General features: G+C 68.8%; 14 protein-coding genes. 4 read left to right on the forward strand and 10 right to left on the reverse strand.

Features of this window, described 5'->3' with window-relative positions; genetic code table 11:
- Positions 1 to 4: 4 nt before the first annotated feature.
- Complete coding sequence (fmt, locus tag NOV65_RS13305; RefSeq protein WP_257306951.1) at positions 5 to 925, reverse strand: methionyl-tRNA formyltransferase; 921 nt, start codon at positions 923 to 925, stop codon at positions 5 to 7.
- Positions 922 to 1,425 carry a peptide deformylase gene (gene def, locus NOV65_RS13310; RefSeq protein WP_257306952.1) on the reverse strand — a complete coding sequence of 168 codons (504 nt, stop codon included), beginning with the start codon at positions 1,423 to 1,425 and terminating at the stop codon, positions 922 to 924. The genes fmt and def overlap by 4 nt, the downstream gene beginning before the upstream one ends.
- Before the next feature lie 77 nt (positions 1,426 to 1,502).
- Between def and NOV65_RS13315 the strand changes: the two genes are divergently transcribed.
- On the forward strand, positions 1,503 to 3,407 hold the full coding sequence (locus tag NOV65_RS13315; RefSeq protein ID WP_257306953.1) for a peptidylprolyl isomerase: 1,905 nt from the start codon (positions 1,503 to 1,505) through the stop codon (positions 3,405 to 3,407).
- Between the two features lie 38 nt (positions 3,408 to 3,445).
- Here NOV65_RS13315 and NOV65_RS13320 read toward each other — a convergent pair whose 3' ends face one another.
- The 3 genes from NOV65_RS13320 to NOV65_RS13330 all read right to left on the reverse strand — a co-directional run bounded on the left by NOV65_RS13320 (position 3,446) and on the right by NOV65_RS13330 (position 6,550).
- The gene (locus NOV65_RS13320) at positions 3,446 to 4,162 is read right to left on the reverse strand and encodes an ABC transporter ATP-binding protein (protein ID WP_257306954.1); all 717 of its coding nucleotides are present in this window, start codon (positions 4,160 to 4,162) and stop codon (positions 3,446 to 3,448) included.
- Between the two features lie 29 nt (positions 4,163 to 4,191).
- Complete coding sequence (gene serS / locus NOV65_RS13325; protein ID WP_257306955.1) at positions 4,192 to 5,460, reverse strand: serine--tRNA ligase; 1,269 nt, start codon at positions 5,458 to 5,460, stop codon at positions 4,192 to 4,194.
- Between the two features lie 82 nt (positions 5,461 to 5,542).
- Entirely contained in the window at positions 5,543 to 6,550 is a 1,008-nt protein-coding gene (locus NOV65_RS13330; protein ID WP_257306956.1) for an asparaginase, read from the reverse strand.
- 73 nt (positions 6,551 to 6,623) lie between these two features.
- Here NOV65_RS13330 and NOV65_RS13335 point away from each other — a divergent pair, with 73 nt between their 5' ends.
- Positions 6,624 to 7,532 carry a YoaK family protein gene (locus NOV65_RS13335; RefSeq protein ID WP_257306957.1) on the forward strand — a complete coding sequence of 303 codons (909 nt, stop codon included), beginning with the start codon at positions 6,624 to 6,626 and terminating at the stop codon, positions 7,530 to 7,532.
- 33 nt (positions 7,533 to 7,565) lie between these two features.
- On the opposite strand, the gene NOV65_RS13340 is transcribed toward NOV65_RS13335, so the two are convergent.
- From NOV65_RS13340 to NOV65_RS13350, 3 genes are all read right to left on the reverse strand, one after another.
- Positions 7,566 to 8,210: a hypothetical protein gene (locus NOV65_RS13340; protein WP_257306958.1), complete on the reverse strand. Its 645-nt coding sequence runs from the start codon at positions 8,208 to 8,210 to the stop codon at positions 7,566 to 7,568.
- A gap of 42 nt (positions 8,211 to 8,252) precedes the next feature.
- Complete coding sequence (locus NOV65_RS13345) at positions 8,253 to 9,593, reverse strand: response regulator (protein WP_257306959.1); 1,341 nt, start codon at positions 9,591 to 9,593, stop codon at positions 8,253 to 8,255.
- A 111-nt stretch (positions 9,594 to 9,704) separates the two neighbouring features.
- Positions 9,705 to 11,036, reverse strand: coding sequence for a hypothetical protein (locus NOV65_RS13350; protein WP_257306960.1), 1,332 nt, complete (start codon positions 11,034 to 11,036; stop codon positions 9,705 to 9,707).
- Here NOV65_RS13350 and NOV65_RS13355 point away from each other — a divergent pair.
- Positions 11,035 to 11,583, forward strand: a complete 549-nt coding sequence (locus NOV65_RS13355) for a class IV adenylate cyclase (RefSeq protein WP_257306961.1) — start codon at positions 11,035 to 11,037, stop codon at positions 11,581 to 11,583. The two genes, NOV65_RS13350 and NOV65_RS13355, sit on opposite strands and share 2 nt — an antisense overlap.
- Here the strand turns inward: NOV65_RS13355 and NOV65_RS13360 are convergent.
- The gene (locus NOV65_RS13360; RefSeq protein WP_257306962.1) at positions 11,580 to 12,734 is read right to left on the reverse strand and encodes a trans-sulfuration enzyme family protein; all 1,155 of its coding nucleotides are present in this window, start codon (positions 12,732 to 12,734) and stop codon (positions 11,580 to 11,582) included. The two genes, NOV65_RS13355 and NOV65_RS13360, sit on opposite strands and share 4 nt — an antisense overlap.
- Positions 12,735 to 12,776: 42 nt before the next feature.
- On the opposite strand from NOV65_RS13360, the gene NOV65_RS13365 reads away from it, so the two are divergent.
- The gene (locus tag NOV65_RS13365; RefSeq protein ID WP_257306963.1) at positions 12,777 to 13,187 is read left to right on the forward strand and encodes a hypothetical protein; all 411 of its coding nucleotides are present in this window, start codon (positions 12,777 to 12,779) and stop codon (positions 13,185 to 13,187) included.
- A gap of 11 nt (positions 13,188 to 13,198) precedes the next feature.
- Here NOV65_RS13365 and NOV65_RS13370 read toward each other — a convergent pair whose 3' ends face one another.
- Positions 13,199 to 14,629: a serine/threonine-protein kinase gene (locus tag NOV65_RS13370; protein ID WP_257306964.1), complete on the reverse strand. Its 1,431-nt coding sequence runs from the start codon at positions 14,627 to 14,629 to the stop codon at positions 13,199 to 13,201.

Genomic DNA, 14,629 nt, shown 5'->3' on the forward strand with positions numbered 1-14,629 from the left:
CGGGCTAGGTCAGCGTCCGGCTGCCGGTGGCACCCCAGGGCTGGAGGGCCTGGAGGGCGGGCTGGACGGGCTTGCCGGGGCGCTGCAGCTGGGTGAGCTCCAGGGCCCCATCGGGCGTGGTGAGCCAGGCGCCTTCCTTGCCCCAGACCAGCTGGCCGGGATCGCGGTAGCAGGCCCGGAGGGCCCCCACGCCGCACACCTTGAGAGGCTGGCCATCCAGTTGCAGTTCGGAGCCGGGCCAGGGCCAGAGGGCGCGCACCTGGCGGTGCAGGTCCGCCGCGGGGTGCCGCCAGTCCAGGTGACCCATGTCCTTGCGGAGCTTCGAGGCATAGGTGGCGCCATCCTGGCGCTGCTCCACCGGATGGCCGCAGCCACAGAGCAGCAGGGGCAGCTGGTCCATGAGCAGGTCGGCAGCGTCCTTCGAGAGCGCCGCCAGCAGGCTTTCGGCCGTGTCCGTCTGGCCGATGGGGCGGCGGCACTGGGCGAGGACCGGACCCTCGTCCAGCCCCTCCGTGATCCTCATGAGGCTGACGCCCGTCTCCTCGTCCCCCGCCAGTAGGGCGTGGTTCACGGGGGCGGCGCCGCGCCAGCGGGGCAGCAGGGAGAAGTGCAGATTCCAGACGCCGTTGGGGCAGGAATCCAGCATCCAGCGGGGCAGCAGATGACCGTAGGCCACCACGATCGCCAAGTCGATCTTCAGGGGCTCCCACAGGTCACGGGCCTCGGGGGCCTTCCAGGTCGGGGGCTGGTGGACGGCCAGGCCCAGGTCCAGGGCCGCCACCTTCACCGGCGGGGCCTCCAGGTGGCGGCCCCGGCCCGCGGGCCGATCCGGATTGCAGAACACCGCCTCGACGCCCTCCTCAGCCAGGGCCCGCAGGGCCGGGACGGCCGCACGGGGAGTGCCGAGAAACGCGATGCGGGTCATCCGCGGGCCTGTTTCTGATACTTGCGCTGGATGACCTGGCGCTTCACGGGGCCGAAATACTCCACGAAGAGGCGCCCCCGCAGGTGATCGATCTCGTGGCAGAAGGCCCGGGCCAGCAGGTCCTCGCCCTCCAGTTCATGCCAGCTGCCGTCCTTGGCCCGGTTGCGGATGGCCACCCTCTGGGGGCGCTCCAGCACTTCCCGGATGCCGGGAATGGACAAGCAACCTTCTGGTCCCACCTGGCTGCCTTCCTCCCGGAGGATCTCGGGATTGATGAGGACGAGCTTCTGGGTGGGATCTTCGCCACAGGAGCAGTCGATCACCGCGAGATTGACATTCACGCCGACCTGCGGCGCCGCCAAGCCCACGCCCTCTTCGTCCAGGGCCGTCTCGAACATGTCGGTCACGAGCTGTTCCAGCTCAGGGGTCCAGACCCCCACATCCTCGCTGTTCTTTTTCAGGCGGGGATCGCCCCAGGTCAGTACGGGCAGGACGGCCATGCAAACGCTCCAGCATTCCAGTGTAATCCATCGCCCATCCCTTGTTAATCTGGGAGGTCCGTCCACCGGAGCCCCGCATGCTGCGTTCTTTCCGTCAGGTCTTCAAATCCAACCGTACGCCCATGGCGGCGGTCATGATCGTGGTCCTCCTGGGCCTGGTGGCCTATCTGGCCCCGTCCGGCCGGGTGGACACGCCGGATACGGTGGTGGCGCGGGTCTATGGCCGCGAGGTGCTGCTGCGCGACATGGCGGAGCACATGCAGGAGCTCTACCAGCGCTACGGCAAGCAGGCCAGCCCGGAGGCCCTCAAGCCCTTCGTCCAGTCCCAGGCCCTGCGCGACCTCATGAACCAGAAGCTCATGGAGGAGCTGGCGGAACGGCACCACGTGGTGGTGACCGACGAGGAGGTCGGCGCCCGCCTGCGGGCCTTCCTGAAGCAGTACCCCATCCTCCTGGACGCCCAGGGCAACCTGAAGTCCACGGCGGAACTGAAACAGATCTTCCAGGAGACCGGCTTCAACCCGGCCATCCAGGAGCGGAACCTGCGCAGCGAGCTGCTGCGCACCAAGCTCATCCAGCAGGCGGCTTTCCAGGTGCCCGTGGACGAGGCCTGGCTGGGCGTGGAGAACCGCCTGCGCAACGAAAAGGTCGCCTTCCAGCAGGCCACGCTCGCCGTGGATCCCGCCCTGGTGGCCGATCCCGGCGACAGCACCCTGGAGGCCTTCTATAAGGCCGGCGGGCAGCGGTTCCTCCAGCCTCCCCGCCGCGTGATCCAGTACGTGGCCGTGGACCGCGCCGCCCTGGGCAAGGAGGTCCAGGTGGACGACGCCACCCTCAAGGCCGCCTTCGAAGCCAGGAAGAACGACTTCATCGAATTCAAGGCCCGCCACATCCTCTTCAAGGCCGAGGGCGACACCCAGATCCAGGAGGCCACCGCCAAGGCCCAGCTGCTGCGCGAGCGTCTCGTGAAGGGCCAGGATTTCGCGAAGGCCGCCGAGGAGCTCAGCGAGGATCCCAGCGCCAAGGGCAACGGTGGCGACCTGGGCTGGTTCCGCTTCCCCCAGATGCAGAAGCCCTTCTCCGAGGCCGCGGCTACCCTCAAGCCCGGCGAGATCAGCCAGCCGGTGCGGACCATCTACGGCATGCACCTCATCAAGCTGGAGGGCCGCCGCGAGAAGCGCTTCGAGGACGTCAAGGACCAGCTCGCCAAGGAGATCTCGGACGATCGCTTCAACACCCGCGCCCAGGAGCGGCTGGAGCAGATCCGCAAGCGCGCCAATGGCGGCGACCTGGCCGCGGCCGCCAAGAGTCTCGGCAGCCAGGCCCAGCTCAGCCAGCCCTTCAGCAACGAGGCGGCCGCCCAGTCCGAGGGTCTGGCCGAGCTGCCCCAGATCGCCAGCGAGGCCTTCCGCCTGAAGGTGGGCGAGGTCTCCAAGCCCATGCGCTTCGCCGATCGCCACATCCTCTTCCGCGTGCAGGAGGAGCTGCCCGAGGCCGTGCCGCCCTTCAAGGAGGTCCGCGCCAAGGTGCTGGCCGCCTATCGTCTCGAGGAATCCAGGAAGCAGGCCCTGGCCAAGGCCCAGCAGGCCCTCCAGTCCGGCGGCCTGCAGGCCGTGGGCCCCATCACCGACCAGGCGGCGGCCCCCCTCAGCGGCCTGCGCGACTTGGTGGCCCACCCCGGCATCCGCAAGGCCCTGCTCGAAACCCCCGTGGGTCAGGCCACACCCTTGCTCTGGACCCAGGACGGCAAACTCTGGGTGGCCCGCATCATGTCCCGGGAACCCGCCCCGGCCCTCAACTTCGAAGGCCGCCGGGCCCTCATCCAGGACGTCCAGACCGCCGAGGCCCAGAAGCTCCTATCCGCCGAGCTCCAGTCCCTGGACCAGCAAGGTCGCCTGCGCCCCGGCCTCAGCAGCTTCTGGGGCCACTTCGGGGGCATCTATGTGAACGCCGATGCCGTGCAGGTGCCGGTGGAGGAGTAGGTCCCGGCTGCCGGCTTTCAGGCATCGAAAGCCGGCAGCTAAGAGCTGCTGGCCATCAACGCCCCCAGGTGGGGATGCGGGGGATCCGACAGCAGGGGTTCCACAGCCCCTTGGCACAGGGGCCGGCCGCTCTGCAACACGAGCAGCCGATCACATAGGACCCGTACGGAAGCCAGATCGTGGCTCACGAAGAGCAGGGCCGTACCGGCGGCCTTCAAGTCCAGTAGCAGGGCCATCAGGTGCCCTGCGAGGGTGGGGTCCACGGCCGAGAAGGGCTCGTCCAGCACCAGCAGCGCCGGTTCCAGCATGAGGGCCCGGCCCAGGCAGAGCCGCTGGGCCAGCCCGCCGGACCAGGCCGAGGGGCGCTGCTCCAGGGCCGCCTCCGGGAACTTCACGCGCGCGGCCATGCGAGCCGCGGCCTCCCGCCGCTCCATGTCCGTCCCCCGATTCCAGATCTCCAGGGGCTCCTGGAGGATCTCCCAGCCCGTGCGATGGGGCGGCAGGCTGGCCTGGGGATCCTGGAACACGGCCTGGATCCGCGGGCGGCGGAGGCGGCGCTCCCGCTCCGGCAGGGGCGACCAGGGCGCGCCCTCGAGCAGGATCTGGCCCTCCGTGGGCTCCAGGAGCCCCAGCACCAGGTTCAGCAGCGTTGTTTTCCCCGCGGCGCTCGCCCCGGCCACGCCCAAGGCTTCGCCCTGGGCGATCGCAAAAGAAACATCCCTGATGATGTCCTTCCCCATGCGCTGGAGGCGCAAGCCTTCAGCGCACAGGAGAGGAGCGGCTTTCAGCGGATCACCTCAGCACCGAGGTAGGGTCGCAGGGCCTCGGGCACCAGGATGCTGCCGTCGGCCTGCTGGTAGTTCTCCAGGATGGCCACCCAGGTGCGGCCCACAGCGAGGCCGCTGCCATTCAGGGTGTTCACGAAGGCGGGCTTGCCTTCCTTCCCCTTCATGCGGATGTTGGCGCGGCGGGCCTGGAAGTCGCCGAACCAGCTGCAGGAGCTGATCTCCCGGTAGGTGTTCTGGGAGGGCAACCACACTTCCAGGTCGTAGGTCTTCTGGCTGCTGAAGCCCATGTCACCCGTGCAGAGCAGCACGCGGCGGTAGGGCAGGCCGAGGGCCTCGAGGATCGCCTCGGCGTTCTCCGTCAGTCGCTCCAGCTCGGCCTCGGCCTGGTCCGGGGCGGCGAAGGTGACGAGCTCCACCTTGTGGAACTGGTGCTGGCGGATGATGCCCTTGGTGTCCTTGCCATAGCTGCCCGCCTCGCTGCGGAAGCAAGGGGTGAAGGCGCAGTGGCGCAAGGGCAGCGCTTCGGCTGGCAGGATCTCGTCGCGGTAGAGGTTGGTGACGGGCACCTCCGCCGTGGGGATGAGGTACAGCGCGCCGCCGTCCCCGCGGGAGGTCTTGAACAGATCCTGCTCGAACTTGGGCAGCTGGCCCGTGCCGTACATGCTCTCCGCGTTCACCAGGTAGGGAGGGATCACCTCGGTGTAGCCCGCGCCGGTCTGGCGATCGAGCATGAAGCTGATGAGGGATCGCTCCAGCTTGGCGCCCAGGCCCTTCAGCACGGCGAAGCGCGCGCCGCTGAGCTTGGCCGCACGGTCCAGGTCGAGAATGCCGAGGGCCGTGCCCAGGTCGACATGATCCCGCGGCGCGTCAATCTGCGGGATCCGGCCCCAGCGCTTGATCTCCACGTTGGCGTGCTCGTCGCGGCCCGAGGGCACGCTGACGTGGGGCGGGTTGGGGATGTCCGCCAGGAAATCCTTGAAGGCGGCCTCGATCTCCCGCTCGGCGGCCTCCAGCGTCTTGAGTTGGTCGCCCACCTCGCGCTGCTGGGCGATGAGGTGATCCGCGTTCTCCTTGGCCCGCTTGAGGCGGCCGACTTCGTCGCTCACGCGGTTGCGTTCGGCCTTCAGGGCCTCGGCCTCCTGGAGCACGGCCCGACGGCGCTGGTCCAGCTCCTGATAGCACCCCTGGTCCAAGGCGTAACCCCGCTCGGACAGGCGCGCCGCCACGGCGTCGAGGTCGTTGCGCAGGAGGTTGGCGTCGATCATGGTGTGTTCCTAACGGTCAATCAGTTTACCTAGCTCCAAAACGCGCCCGTGGCGCGTTTTGGAGCTCATCAACGGGGAAAGCTCAGGCCTGGGCCCACGCCCCCTCCGGCATGGGCTCTCCGGCCCATGGCACTCCGAAGGCCTCCACCACCTCAGCGATCCCGCCGCCGGCCCCCAGCACCAGCCCCAACTTGGCCAGCGCGGCCCAGCGCGTGTGCAGGCCCCCGGAGATGGCGCCCAGCTCCTCGATCCTCCGGCCCATCTCGTAGGCGGAGAGGTCCACGCCGCCATAGGGGCACTGGGAGATCACCACCACGGGCAGCCGCCGCGCGCGCGCATCCTCCAGCATCGCCCGGAGGTCCGCCCGGCCCATGGGCAGGTTGCCGGCGCCGAAGGCCTGGATCAGGAGGGCCCTGGCGCCGGCCGGCGCCAGGCTCCAGGCCATGCCCGGATGGGGCGTCAGGGTGTGGATGGCCAGGTCCAGACCCTCGCCCAGGCCGGCAGGCACCTGGCGGACGAACTGACCCACCTCGGGGTGCAGGCGGATCTCCGCGCCGATCTCGGCCAGGGGCGGCAGGTTCGGGCTCTGGAAGGCCTCGAACTGGTGGACGCTCAGCTTGTCCGCCGCGACACCACGGATCCAGTGGGTGCCGAAGCAGATCCCCACTTCGGGAATGCCCCGGCAGGCCAGGTCCACGGCGTTGACGAGGTTGCTGCGGGCATCGCTGCGCACGAACGCCAGGGGGCGCTGGCTGCCCGTGAGCACCACAGGCTTGCCCAGGTCCGCCAGGAGGAAACCCAGGCAGGAGGCCGTGAAGGCCATGGTGTCCGTGCCGTGGATGATGACGAAGCCGTCGAAGTCCTGGGCCGAGGCCCGCACCCGGGCGGCCAACGCCAGGATGTGCTCGGGCTCCAGGCAGGAGGAATCCTGGTTGAAGGGCACCTCCACGGAGAGCTTCGCCATCTGGCCCAGCTCCGGGACCTGCTCCAGCAGGTGATCCAGGAAGCGCCCTGGGACCAGGGAAGCTGGATCACCGCTGGGCATCATGCCGAGGGTGCCACCCGTGTGGAGGAGAAGGATCGTCCGCATAGGAGGAGTCTACCGTCTGCACCCGGGTCTCAGGCCACCAGGCCGCTCCGACCCAGTAGACTGGAACCTCTGCATGCGCCGCATTCCCCGCTATTTCCAGATGATCGCAGGCCGCTACCTCCGGCGGCTGTTGAGAAAACGTCTGTCTGGCCATCAGTTGCAGGCGGCGGTGGAGACAGCCCTGGCCACCCTGCCCATCCAGGAGAAACTCCTGGTGCGGGAAGGCGCCCTGCGCTCGGAATTGCTGAACCGCCAGTTGGCCTGGGCCATGGCCTTCGTGGCGGGCGCGGTGAACGCTGGGGGGTTCCTGGCCGTCAGCCACTACACTTCCCACGTGACCGGGGTGGTCTCCTCCATGGCTGATGAGCTGGCTGACGGCGACCTCGCCACTGCACTCGCAGCCCTCGCCATGATGCTGAGTTTCCTCGCCGGGGCCTTCGTCTGCACCACCCTGATCAGCTTTGGCCAGCGCCGCCGGATGCGCAGCCGCTACGCCCTGACCCTGGTCTTCGAGGCCGTCCTGATGATGGTCTTCGGCTTCATGGGCAACCGTCTCCAACAGGAGATCCGGTTCACCCTGCCCAGCACCGTGATGCTGCTCTGCTTCATCATGGGCATGCACAATACGGTCACGTCCATCATCTCCGGCGCCGCGGTGCGCACCACGCACCTCACGGGCACGGTCACGGACATCGGCATCGAGCTGAGCCGCCTGGCCTACGTGAACGTCCACCACCGGCACGGCCGGGAACGCATCGTCGCCAATCGCCAGAAGCTGACCCTCCTGCTGCTGATCCTGGCCTCCTTCATGGCTGGCGGGGTCACCGGAGCGCTGGGTTTCCGGCACATCGGTTTCAAGGTGACCGTGCCCCTCGCCGGCTTCCTGTGGTTCCTGGCGGCCCGCCCCCTGCTGCTGGAAGTGCGTCTGCTGCTGCACCGCCTGCGCCGTCAGTGGGACCCCGACCGCCCCGCGTCCCCATAGCCGGGGGTGGATCGCTGATGGCCGGTCGCTGCCTTAAAGCGCGACGACCAACGCCTTCACTTCGTCGAAGCCCTGATCGCAGGTGCAACTGACCACCACGGCGCACTGCCCTGGCTGGCTGGGTGGCAGCTGGACCTCCCCGTCGAACTGGCCGTCGCTTCCCGTGCGCCCGGACAGGAGGTTGGTGGCCTTCTTCAGACTGGAGACCAGCTTCACCGAGACTTCCGCATCGGCCACCGGACTCTGGCTCTGGCAGAGGCGCGCGCGCACCTGCACCCGGAAGGGCTCCCCGAAGGCGGGCTTCATGGGTTGGTCCAGCACCAACTCCAACGTATCCACATCGCCCTCCGCCTGGAGGAACTCGAGGATGGCCTGGTCCAGGGGACGCTCGTTGAAGGCCTGCTGCTCCAGCAGGTCGGGTGGCGTCTGGTCGTACTTGCCATTCTTGATGTCACGGATCACCGCCCGGTGCTGCTCGTCCATGCGGTCCTGAATGGCGCCGTCGGAAATGGGTGGGGCGGAGGTCAGGTCCTCGTACGAGGACCGGTAGTTGTCGAGGATCTCCCCTCCCACGTAGATGAGGGTTTCGATCTTGGGGTTCGACAGGCCCTTGTCCTCGGTCTGCACGTGGTAGACCCGATTCCCGTGGCGGACATCCGTGTTGTAGCCGGTGATCATGGAAAGAGCCTGGAGGACGGGGAGGCAGGGGGCGTCATGGGCCTACCTCTGCAATCTTCCCGCCAGTTCAGGCATGACTTCCCAGGCGATTTCCCGGACCACCTGATCGCCCATGCGTGCCACCACGGCCTTGACGAGGGCGTCCATCAGCAACGGATCGGCCAGAAGTGCCTGGATCTGCCCGGGCGTGAGCGGGGCCTGACCGGGTGCGGCATCCGCGTGCCCAGGAGCGGCAGGCGCCAGCTGTGTCTGGGGCACCGCAGCGGGCATCGCCCAGGCGGCTACGGACGGTTCGGGGACGGGCGCGAGAGCCGCCGGGGGTGCTTCCGCCGGCACGACATGGACTTCCCGGGACTTCTCCAGCAGGGGGATGGCTGCGGCCGCGAGGCCCGCGGCAGCAAGGCCGGCCACGGGAAGGCCCGAAGGGGGCTCTGCCGCACGGGCTGGCTCGGGCAGAGGCGGCAGCTCGATGCCGCTTCCCAGCTCGTCGAGGGACTCGAGGTCGGTGAAGGAAAGGCTTTCCTCGGCGAGAGCCTCGGCCACAGGGGCTGCCGCTTCCACCGGCAGAGGTTCCTGCGCGACAGCCTGGGGTTCAGCCATGGGTGACATGGGGGCGATGGGCGGAGGTCCGGCACGAAGAGGCTCGGAGGCCAAGCCGTGAAGGCTATCCAGATCCAACTCCTCCAACTCAAGGTGCACGTCCGTCGTCACTACGGCGGGCTGCTCGGCAGAGCCTGCGGGAGCCTCGGCCAAGCCTTCCTCGGGCCAGAGATCCTCGGCGGAAAGCATCAGCAGGTCATCCTCGGTTCCCGGCGGCTCGGGTTCGGAGGTCAAATCCAGCGGGGGGAGGGCCTCGACCGCTTCAACAGGCGGGACCTCCGGCGTGAACTGGGGCATGGCCATTTCGGCCGTCCGGGCGAGATCCGCGACCGGGGCGGGCATGGCGGTGAAGGCTGGCGCCTCCGGGGCGATGGTTGGTGCCGCGGGGGTGATGGTTGACGGCGCGGTGGCTACGGGCGTGGCCAACAGGGCTCTCACACGATCCCCCAGCTCACGCAGTTCGATGGGCTTCTTCAGGAAACCCTGGATCGGCGCCTTGGCCAGCCTCACCGGGTCGACCGGATCCAGCACACCGGCCATCAGGGCGATGGGCAGGTGGGCGGTCGCCTCCATCTCCCGCAGCCGGGCCAACAAGGTCCACCCGTCCATGCCGGGCATGGCTGTATCCACCAGGGCCACATCGAAGTGCTCTCCCCGGCCGAACCGGTCCAGGGCCTCCGCGGCGGAGTCGACGCAGACCAGTTCCACATCCGTGGGGGCCAGCAGGGATTCAGCGATGCGGTGGATGCTGGGGTTGTCGTCCACGAGGAGGAGGCGGGGCATCTGGGTACCTCGGGAGGCCGGGAGGAAGAAAGAGTGGCTGGGCACAACGCTACCAGAAATGTGCACTTCCAACGTAATGGATTGGGATCGGGAGGTGTCTGGAATCCGACCCTAGCGCAACAGCTTCTTCAAGAGCCGTACCCGTTCGGCTTCCACCAGTCGCACCAGCAGCACGCGGTCCCCCACCCAGATCCACGCCGTGGCGAGGGGCTCCCGCAGAGCGACTTCAGGGCCCCCGGGTAGCCAGCCCTTCACGGAGACCCGCAAGTTCGTGGCGGTGCGCCACTCCGGACGGTAGGCCTCGAACAAGGCCTGGCGCTGACGCTCCGGTGGCAGGGCACTTTCGTTCCAGCGCTGGTCCCAGGCATCGAAGGCCCCGTTCCCGCGCCAGGCCCAGGCGGCATCCCAAGCGGGCCAGGGCAGCGTCCCTTCGGGAACAGGCGTCCACTCGACCGCCGTTACCGGACTGGTGCGCCGGGTCATGCCTTCGTCCGGGAGGGGTGACACCAGGGCCATGCTCAGGGGTGGATGGGCGGTCAGCAGGCCTGGGCCCGCCGCATCGCGGCGCCACCGGCCACCCTGCAGGCTCCAGGCCGACCAGCCCTGGGCGCCGCCGTACCAGAGGTGGTCCGCCCGGGGGAACCAGAGCCGGTCCCCCTCGTGCCACGGCAGTTCGAGGCGGGCCCCGGGAAGATCCCGGCCATCGTCCGACAAGGCCTCCACCTTCGTCGCCAGCCCGCGGGGCGGAGGCGGCAGGCCCGGCTCGTCCCAGGCAGCGAGGGTGGGCTCACCCGAATCGGCCTCCAGCGGGAGGGCACTGACCAGAAGACGGGATTCCCCTTTGGGCTCCACCTTTTCGAAAAAGCCCAGCAGTACAGCCTTCCCATCCCAGCTGAAGCGGCTCCACGGGCCGGATTCCGTCGACCAGATCACGCGGCCCTCGGGGACCTCCAGCAGCCGGGTCTCGAAGTGGCCGTCCCCCATCTGGAGGGTCACCAGCAGGCGGTTGCCCTTCGCGGGATCCAGCCGTGCCGAGGCGAGGGGGGCATCGAACCGGTAGCGGCGCCATTCCAGGCCGCGCCACAACACGACCTCGCTGCGCCCCTGGGGCCCGTTCAAGGCCAGTCCCTGGTCTCCGAGGTAGGGTGAAGCCGGTTCCCAGGGTGTGCCGAAGCCCCCTTCGAAGGGCCAGGGGTCGGACTGGTCCGGATCCAGAGTCCCCTGGAAGCGGGGGGCCCAACCCTCCTCCAGCCGCAATTCCGCCAGGGACTCGTAGCTGCCGAGGTTCATGACCGCCGGCACATCCACGGCGGACACGCCGCCCGCGCTCACGGGACGCGGCGCCTGCACCACCGCGAAGAGCAGCAGCATGGCGGCGATGAAGAGGCTGGCGATGATGTAGCGTTGTGGGATCACGATGGTACCGCAGGGAAGCACCATCATGACCGATTGGAGACGCGCCGCGATGAAGCACAAACCCGCCGTGGAAACCGAGCTGAAACTGCGCATCCCGGCCACAGGGCCCTACCGCCCCCTTCTGGAGGCCCTCGGCTTCCACGAGACCATCCCCGCGCAGGGAGAAACGAGCGTGCTCTGGGACCGGGAGGGGGAGTTGCGGGCCGCGGGTTCCGCGCTGCGGACGCGGCATTTCGCCGGGAGCTTCCGCCTGACCTGGAAGGGCCCCAAGGTCCCGGACCCCATGCTCAAGATCCGCCCGGAGCACGAAACCGGCATCGAAGATGGGGAGGCTCTGGAGGCCATCCTCCGCGCCCTGGGCTACGAGCCTGTGCTGCGCATGGAGAAGGTGCGCGCCGTGTGGGAGCGCGCCGAGCTCGAGGCCTGCCTCGACGAGACCCCCTTCGGCTGCTACCTGGAGCTGGAAGGCGACCCCCAGGCCATCCGCGCCGCCATGGAGGGCTTGGGCCTCGCCACCGACCGCGCCGAGCCCCGCAGCTATCCCGAGCTGTACGAGGCCCACAGGCTGGGCTAGACCTTCAGGACCTGCTCCAGGTCCTCGATGAGGTCCTGCACATCTTCCACGCCGACGCTGAGGCGCAGGAGATTGTCGTTGATGCCGAGACGCTGGCGGTCGGCTTCGGGCACGCTGCCGTGGGTCATGCTCGCGGGGTGGCAGACGAGGCTTTCCACGCCGCCCAGGCTTTCGGCGAGTGAAAACACCTTGAACGAGGAGGCCATCCGCCGGGTGCGCTCGGCATCCCCGGTATCGAAGCTCACGATGCCGGAGAAGCCCTTCATCTGCTGCTTGGCGAGGGCGTGCTGGGGATGGGACTCCAGGCCGGGGTAGTAGACCGCCTTCAGGTCCTTGCGGCCCTCCAGCCAGCGGGCGACCGTGAGGGCGCTGGCGTTGTGGCGTTCCATGCGGAGGTGCAGGGTCTTCGTGCCGCGCAGGATGAGCCAGGATTCCATGGGCGAGAGGATGCCGCCGGCGGCCTTCTGGTGGAAGCGCAGGCCCTCGGCGATGTCCTCGCGGTTGGTGATGGCGATGCCGCCGATGGAATCGCTGTGGCCGTTCAGGTACTTGGTCGTGGAATGGAAGACCAGGTCGGCCCCCAGCTCCAGGGGTCGCTGGTTGTAGGGCGTGGCGAAGGTGTTGTCCACGGCCAGCACGGCCTTGCAGCCCATCAGCGTCATGACCTGGCGGACGCCGGGAATGTCCGTGATCCCCAGCATGGGATTGGTGGGCGTCTCCAGCATCACCAGCTTGGTGTTGGGACGCAGCGCCGCCTTGAAGGCCGCCAGGTCGGCCGTGTCCACCTGGGTGTAGGTAAGGCCGAAGCGGGTCATCACCTTGTCCAGCAGCCGGAAGGTGCCGCCGTAGACGTTGTCGCCCAGCACCACGTGATCGCCGCTGGAGAGCTGCTCGAAGATGGCCTGCACCGCCGCCATGCCCGAACCGAAGGCCATACCGTGGGCCCCGCCTTCCAGCGCGGCCAGGTTGCCTTCCAGGGCGTCGCGGGTGGGATTGCGCACACGGGCGTAGTCGAAGCCCTTGTTCTGGCCCAGGCCCTCCTGCACATAGGTGCTGGTGAAGAAGACCGGCGTCATGATGGCGCCGCTGGTGGGATCCGGCGACTGGCCGGCGTGGATGCAGCGGGTGTCGAAACGGCCTTCGGAGTTCATGGGACCATCCTTCGTGATCCACCAGTGTGAGGGGGAGCCGCCATGAGGAAAAGCATCGCTTCGGTTTCTATGGTTCTGGCCCTCCTGGCTTGCCGATCCGACAAACCCGAGAACCAGGTGCGGAAGGCCTTCAGTGCCTGCGTGACCGCCGTGGAGGCCGGTGACCCCGCGGCCGCCGCCGAACCCCTGGATGCCGCCTTCCGGGGGCCCGAAGGCATGGACAAGGCGGCCGCGCGCCTCTTCCTCATGGGGATCCTCCGGCAGGAGAAGGTGGGCGTGACCGTGGTCCGCAACGAGGTCGCCGTGCGGGGGAACGAGGCCCTTCAGGAGGTGGACCTGATCCTCACGGGACGGAGCGGCCTCCTTCCCCAGGACGCCTCCCGGCGCTCCTTCGGGCTGCGCTGGCGGAAGGCGGGTGGCGACTGGCGGCTCCTGGAGCTCCAGGAACGCTGAACGGGGGGGCTTCAATCCCCCAGGTACGCCATGAACTCCTGGTGCAGCTCCAGCGGAAGCCGGCAGGCGCGGGCCTCCTCATCCACGAGCTGCGCGCAGCGGGGGATCGCCAGCAGGACCGGGGCGGGGATACCGCCGTTCCGTGCCCGGCGCAGGCTCTGCATCATGGCGTCCATCCAGCCCAGGCGGTAGAGCGTGACCAGCAGCAGCGCATGGGCCCTGCCATTGCCGGGGTCGATGGCGATGGCCTGGAGCAGTTGCCGCCGGGTGGTCTCCAGGACATCCTTGCGGACCTCCGCCCGACCGGCCGAACCCTCCCTGGGGGGTGGGGCCTCATCGGTGGGCGGACGGATGAACCCCTCGGGGCGGAGGAACTCGCCGGAGCCCGGCGCCCTGCGCGGGCCCGAGGCCTCTCGCACCGGGTCCATGGCCGGTGTGGTTTTCCGGGGGCTGGGCGCCGCCCCACCCCGCTGCGGAGTCGCGGGAGGCTCGGCCTTTGGCGGCGGGTTCGAGAGACTGCCTTGAGGATGGCCCAGGGGGTTGCTGGTGGGGCTGACGGGCGGGCCACCGACGGGCCGGGGGACCTGGGGCGTCGCGGTGAGGCGTTCCTGGCTCCAGCGCCAGGCGGGATCCTTGGCCGACCGCAGGGCGGCGGCTAGATCCTCGGCGATCTGGAACCGGTGTGCCGGATCCTTGGCCAGCGCGCAATTCAGGAGGCTCTGCACATCCCGGCTGATGTCCCGGAAGGCCGTTGGGAGCAGCGGCGGCGGTGTTTCGTGCAGCAACCGGTAGATCACGGAGCCGGGGTTGGGCCCGTCGAAGGGCGGGATGCCCGTCAGGGCCTCGTAGAGGATCACCCCCACGGCGAAGAGATCGCTGCGGGCATCGGGACGTCCGCTCTGGAGGTACTCCGGCGCCATGTAGTTCACGGTGCCGAACACCGTGCCCTCATCCGTGGTGTCGGAGTTGAAGATCTTGGCCACGCCGAAATCCAGCACCTTGGCCTGGAGGGATTTCCCATCCCACAGCACTCGGATGTTGGACGGCTTGATGTCCCGGTGCAGCACCTGGTGTCGGTGGGCCACGGCCAGTCCGTCGCAGACCTGGGCGAGGACCTCGAGGATGTCGCGGGGACTGAGGGTGCCGGCCCGGATGAGCGTGCCCAGATCCTCCCCCTTCACCAGCTCCATGGCGAGGTAGAGCACGCCCTGCTCCTCCCCCATCTCGTGAATGGTCACGATGTTGGGGTGGTTCAGCGCCCCGGCGGCCCGCGCCTCCCGGGCGAATCGTTCCCGGGCCTCGGGCCCCGCGGCGGCCGAAGCCTGGATGACCTTGATGGCCACCTCGCGGCCGATGATCGGATCCCGGCCCACGTAGACGTCACCCATGCTGCCCTGAGCCAGCAGCCGGATGATGTCGAACTTGCCGAGGCGCGTCAGCAC

This window comes from Geothrix campi (genome assembly GCF_024609265.1).
In the GTDB taxonomy this organism is placed as follows: Bacteria; Acidobacteriota; Holophagae; order Holophagales; family Holophagaceae; genus Geothrix; species Geothrix campi.

Bases quoted from the DNA above. Each gene is read 5' to 3' on its own strand.
- fmt (WP_257306951.1), bottom strand. From the start codon at position 925: ATGACCCGCATCGCGTTTCTCGGCACTCCCCGTGCGGCCGTCCCGGCC.
- def (WP_257306952.1), bottom strand. From the start codon at position 1,425: ATGGCCGTCCTGCCCGTACTGACCTGGGGCGATCCCCGCCTGAAAAAG.
- NOV65_RS13315 (WP_257306953.1), top strand. From the start codon at position 1,503: ATGCTGCGTTCTTTCCGTCAGGTCTTCAAATCCAACCGTACGCCCATG.
- serS (WP_257306955.1), bottom strand. From the start codon at position 5,460: ATGATCGACGCCAACCTCCTGCGCAACGACCTCGACGCCGTGGCGGCG.
- NOV65_RS13330 (WP_257306956.1), bottom strand. From the start codon at position 6,550: ATGCGGACGATCCTTCTCCTCCACACGGGTGGCACCCTCGGCATGATG.
- NOV65_RS13335 (WP_257306957.1), top strand. From the start codon at position 6,624: ATGCGCCGCATTCCCCGCTATTTCCAGATGATCGCAGGCCGCTACCTC.
- NOV65_RS13340 (WP_257306958.1), bottom strand. From the start codon at position 8,210: ATGATCACCGGCTACAACACGGATGTCCGCCACGGGAATCGGGTCTAC.
- NOV65_RS13345 (WP_257306959.1), bottom strand. From the start codon at position 9,593: ATGCCCCGCCTCCTCCTCGTGGACGACAACCCCAGCATCCACCGCATC.
- NOV65_RS13355 (WP_257306961.1), top strand. From the start codon at position 11,035: ATGACCGATTGGAGACGCGCCGCGATGAAGCACAAACCCGCCGTGGAA.
- NOV65_RS13350 (WP_257306960.1), bottom strand. From the start codon at position 11,036: ATGATGGTGCTTCCCTGCGGTACCATCGTGATCCCACAACGCTACATC.
- NOV65_RS13360 (WP_257306962.1), bottom strand. From the start codon at position 12,734: ATGAACTCCGAAGGCCGTTTCGACACCCGCTGCATCCACGCCGGCCAG.
- NOV65_RS13365 (WP_257306963.1), top strand. From the start codon at position 12,777: ATGAGGAAAAGCATCGCTTCGGTTTCTATGGTTCTGGCCCTCCTGGCT.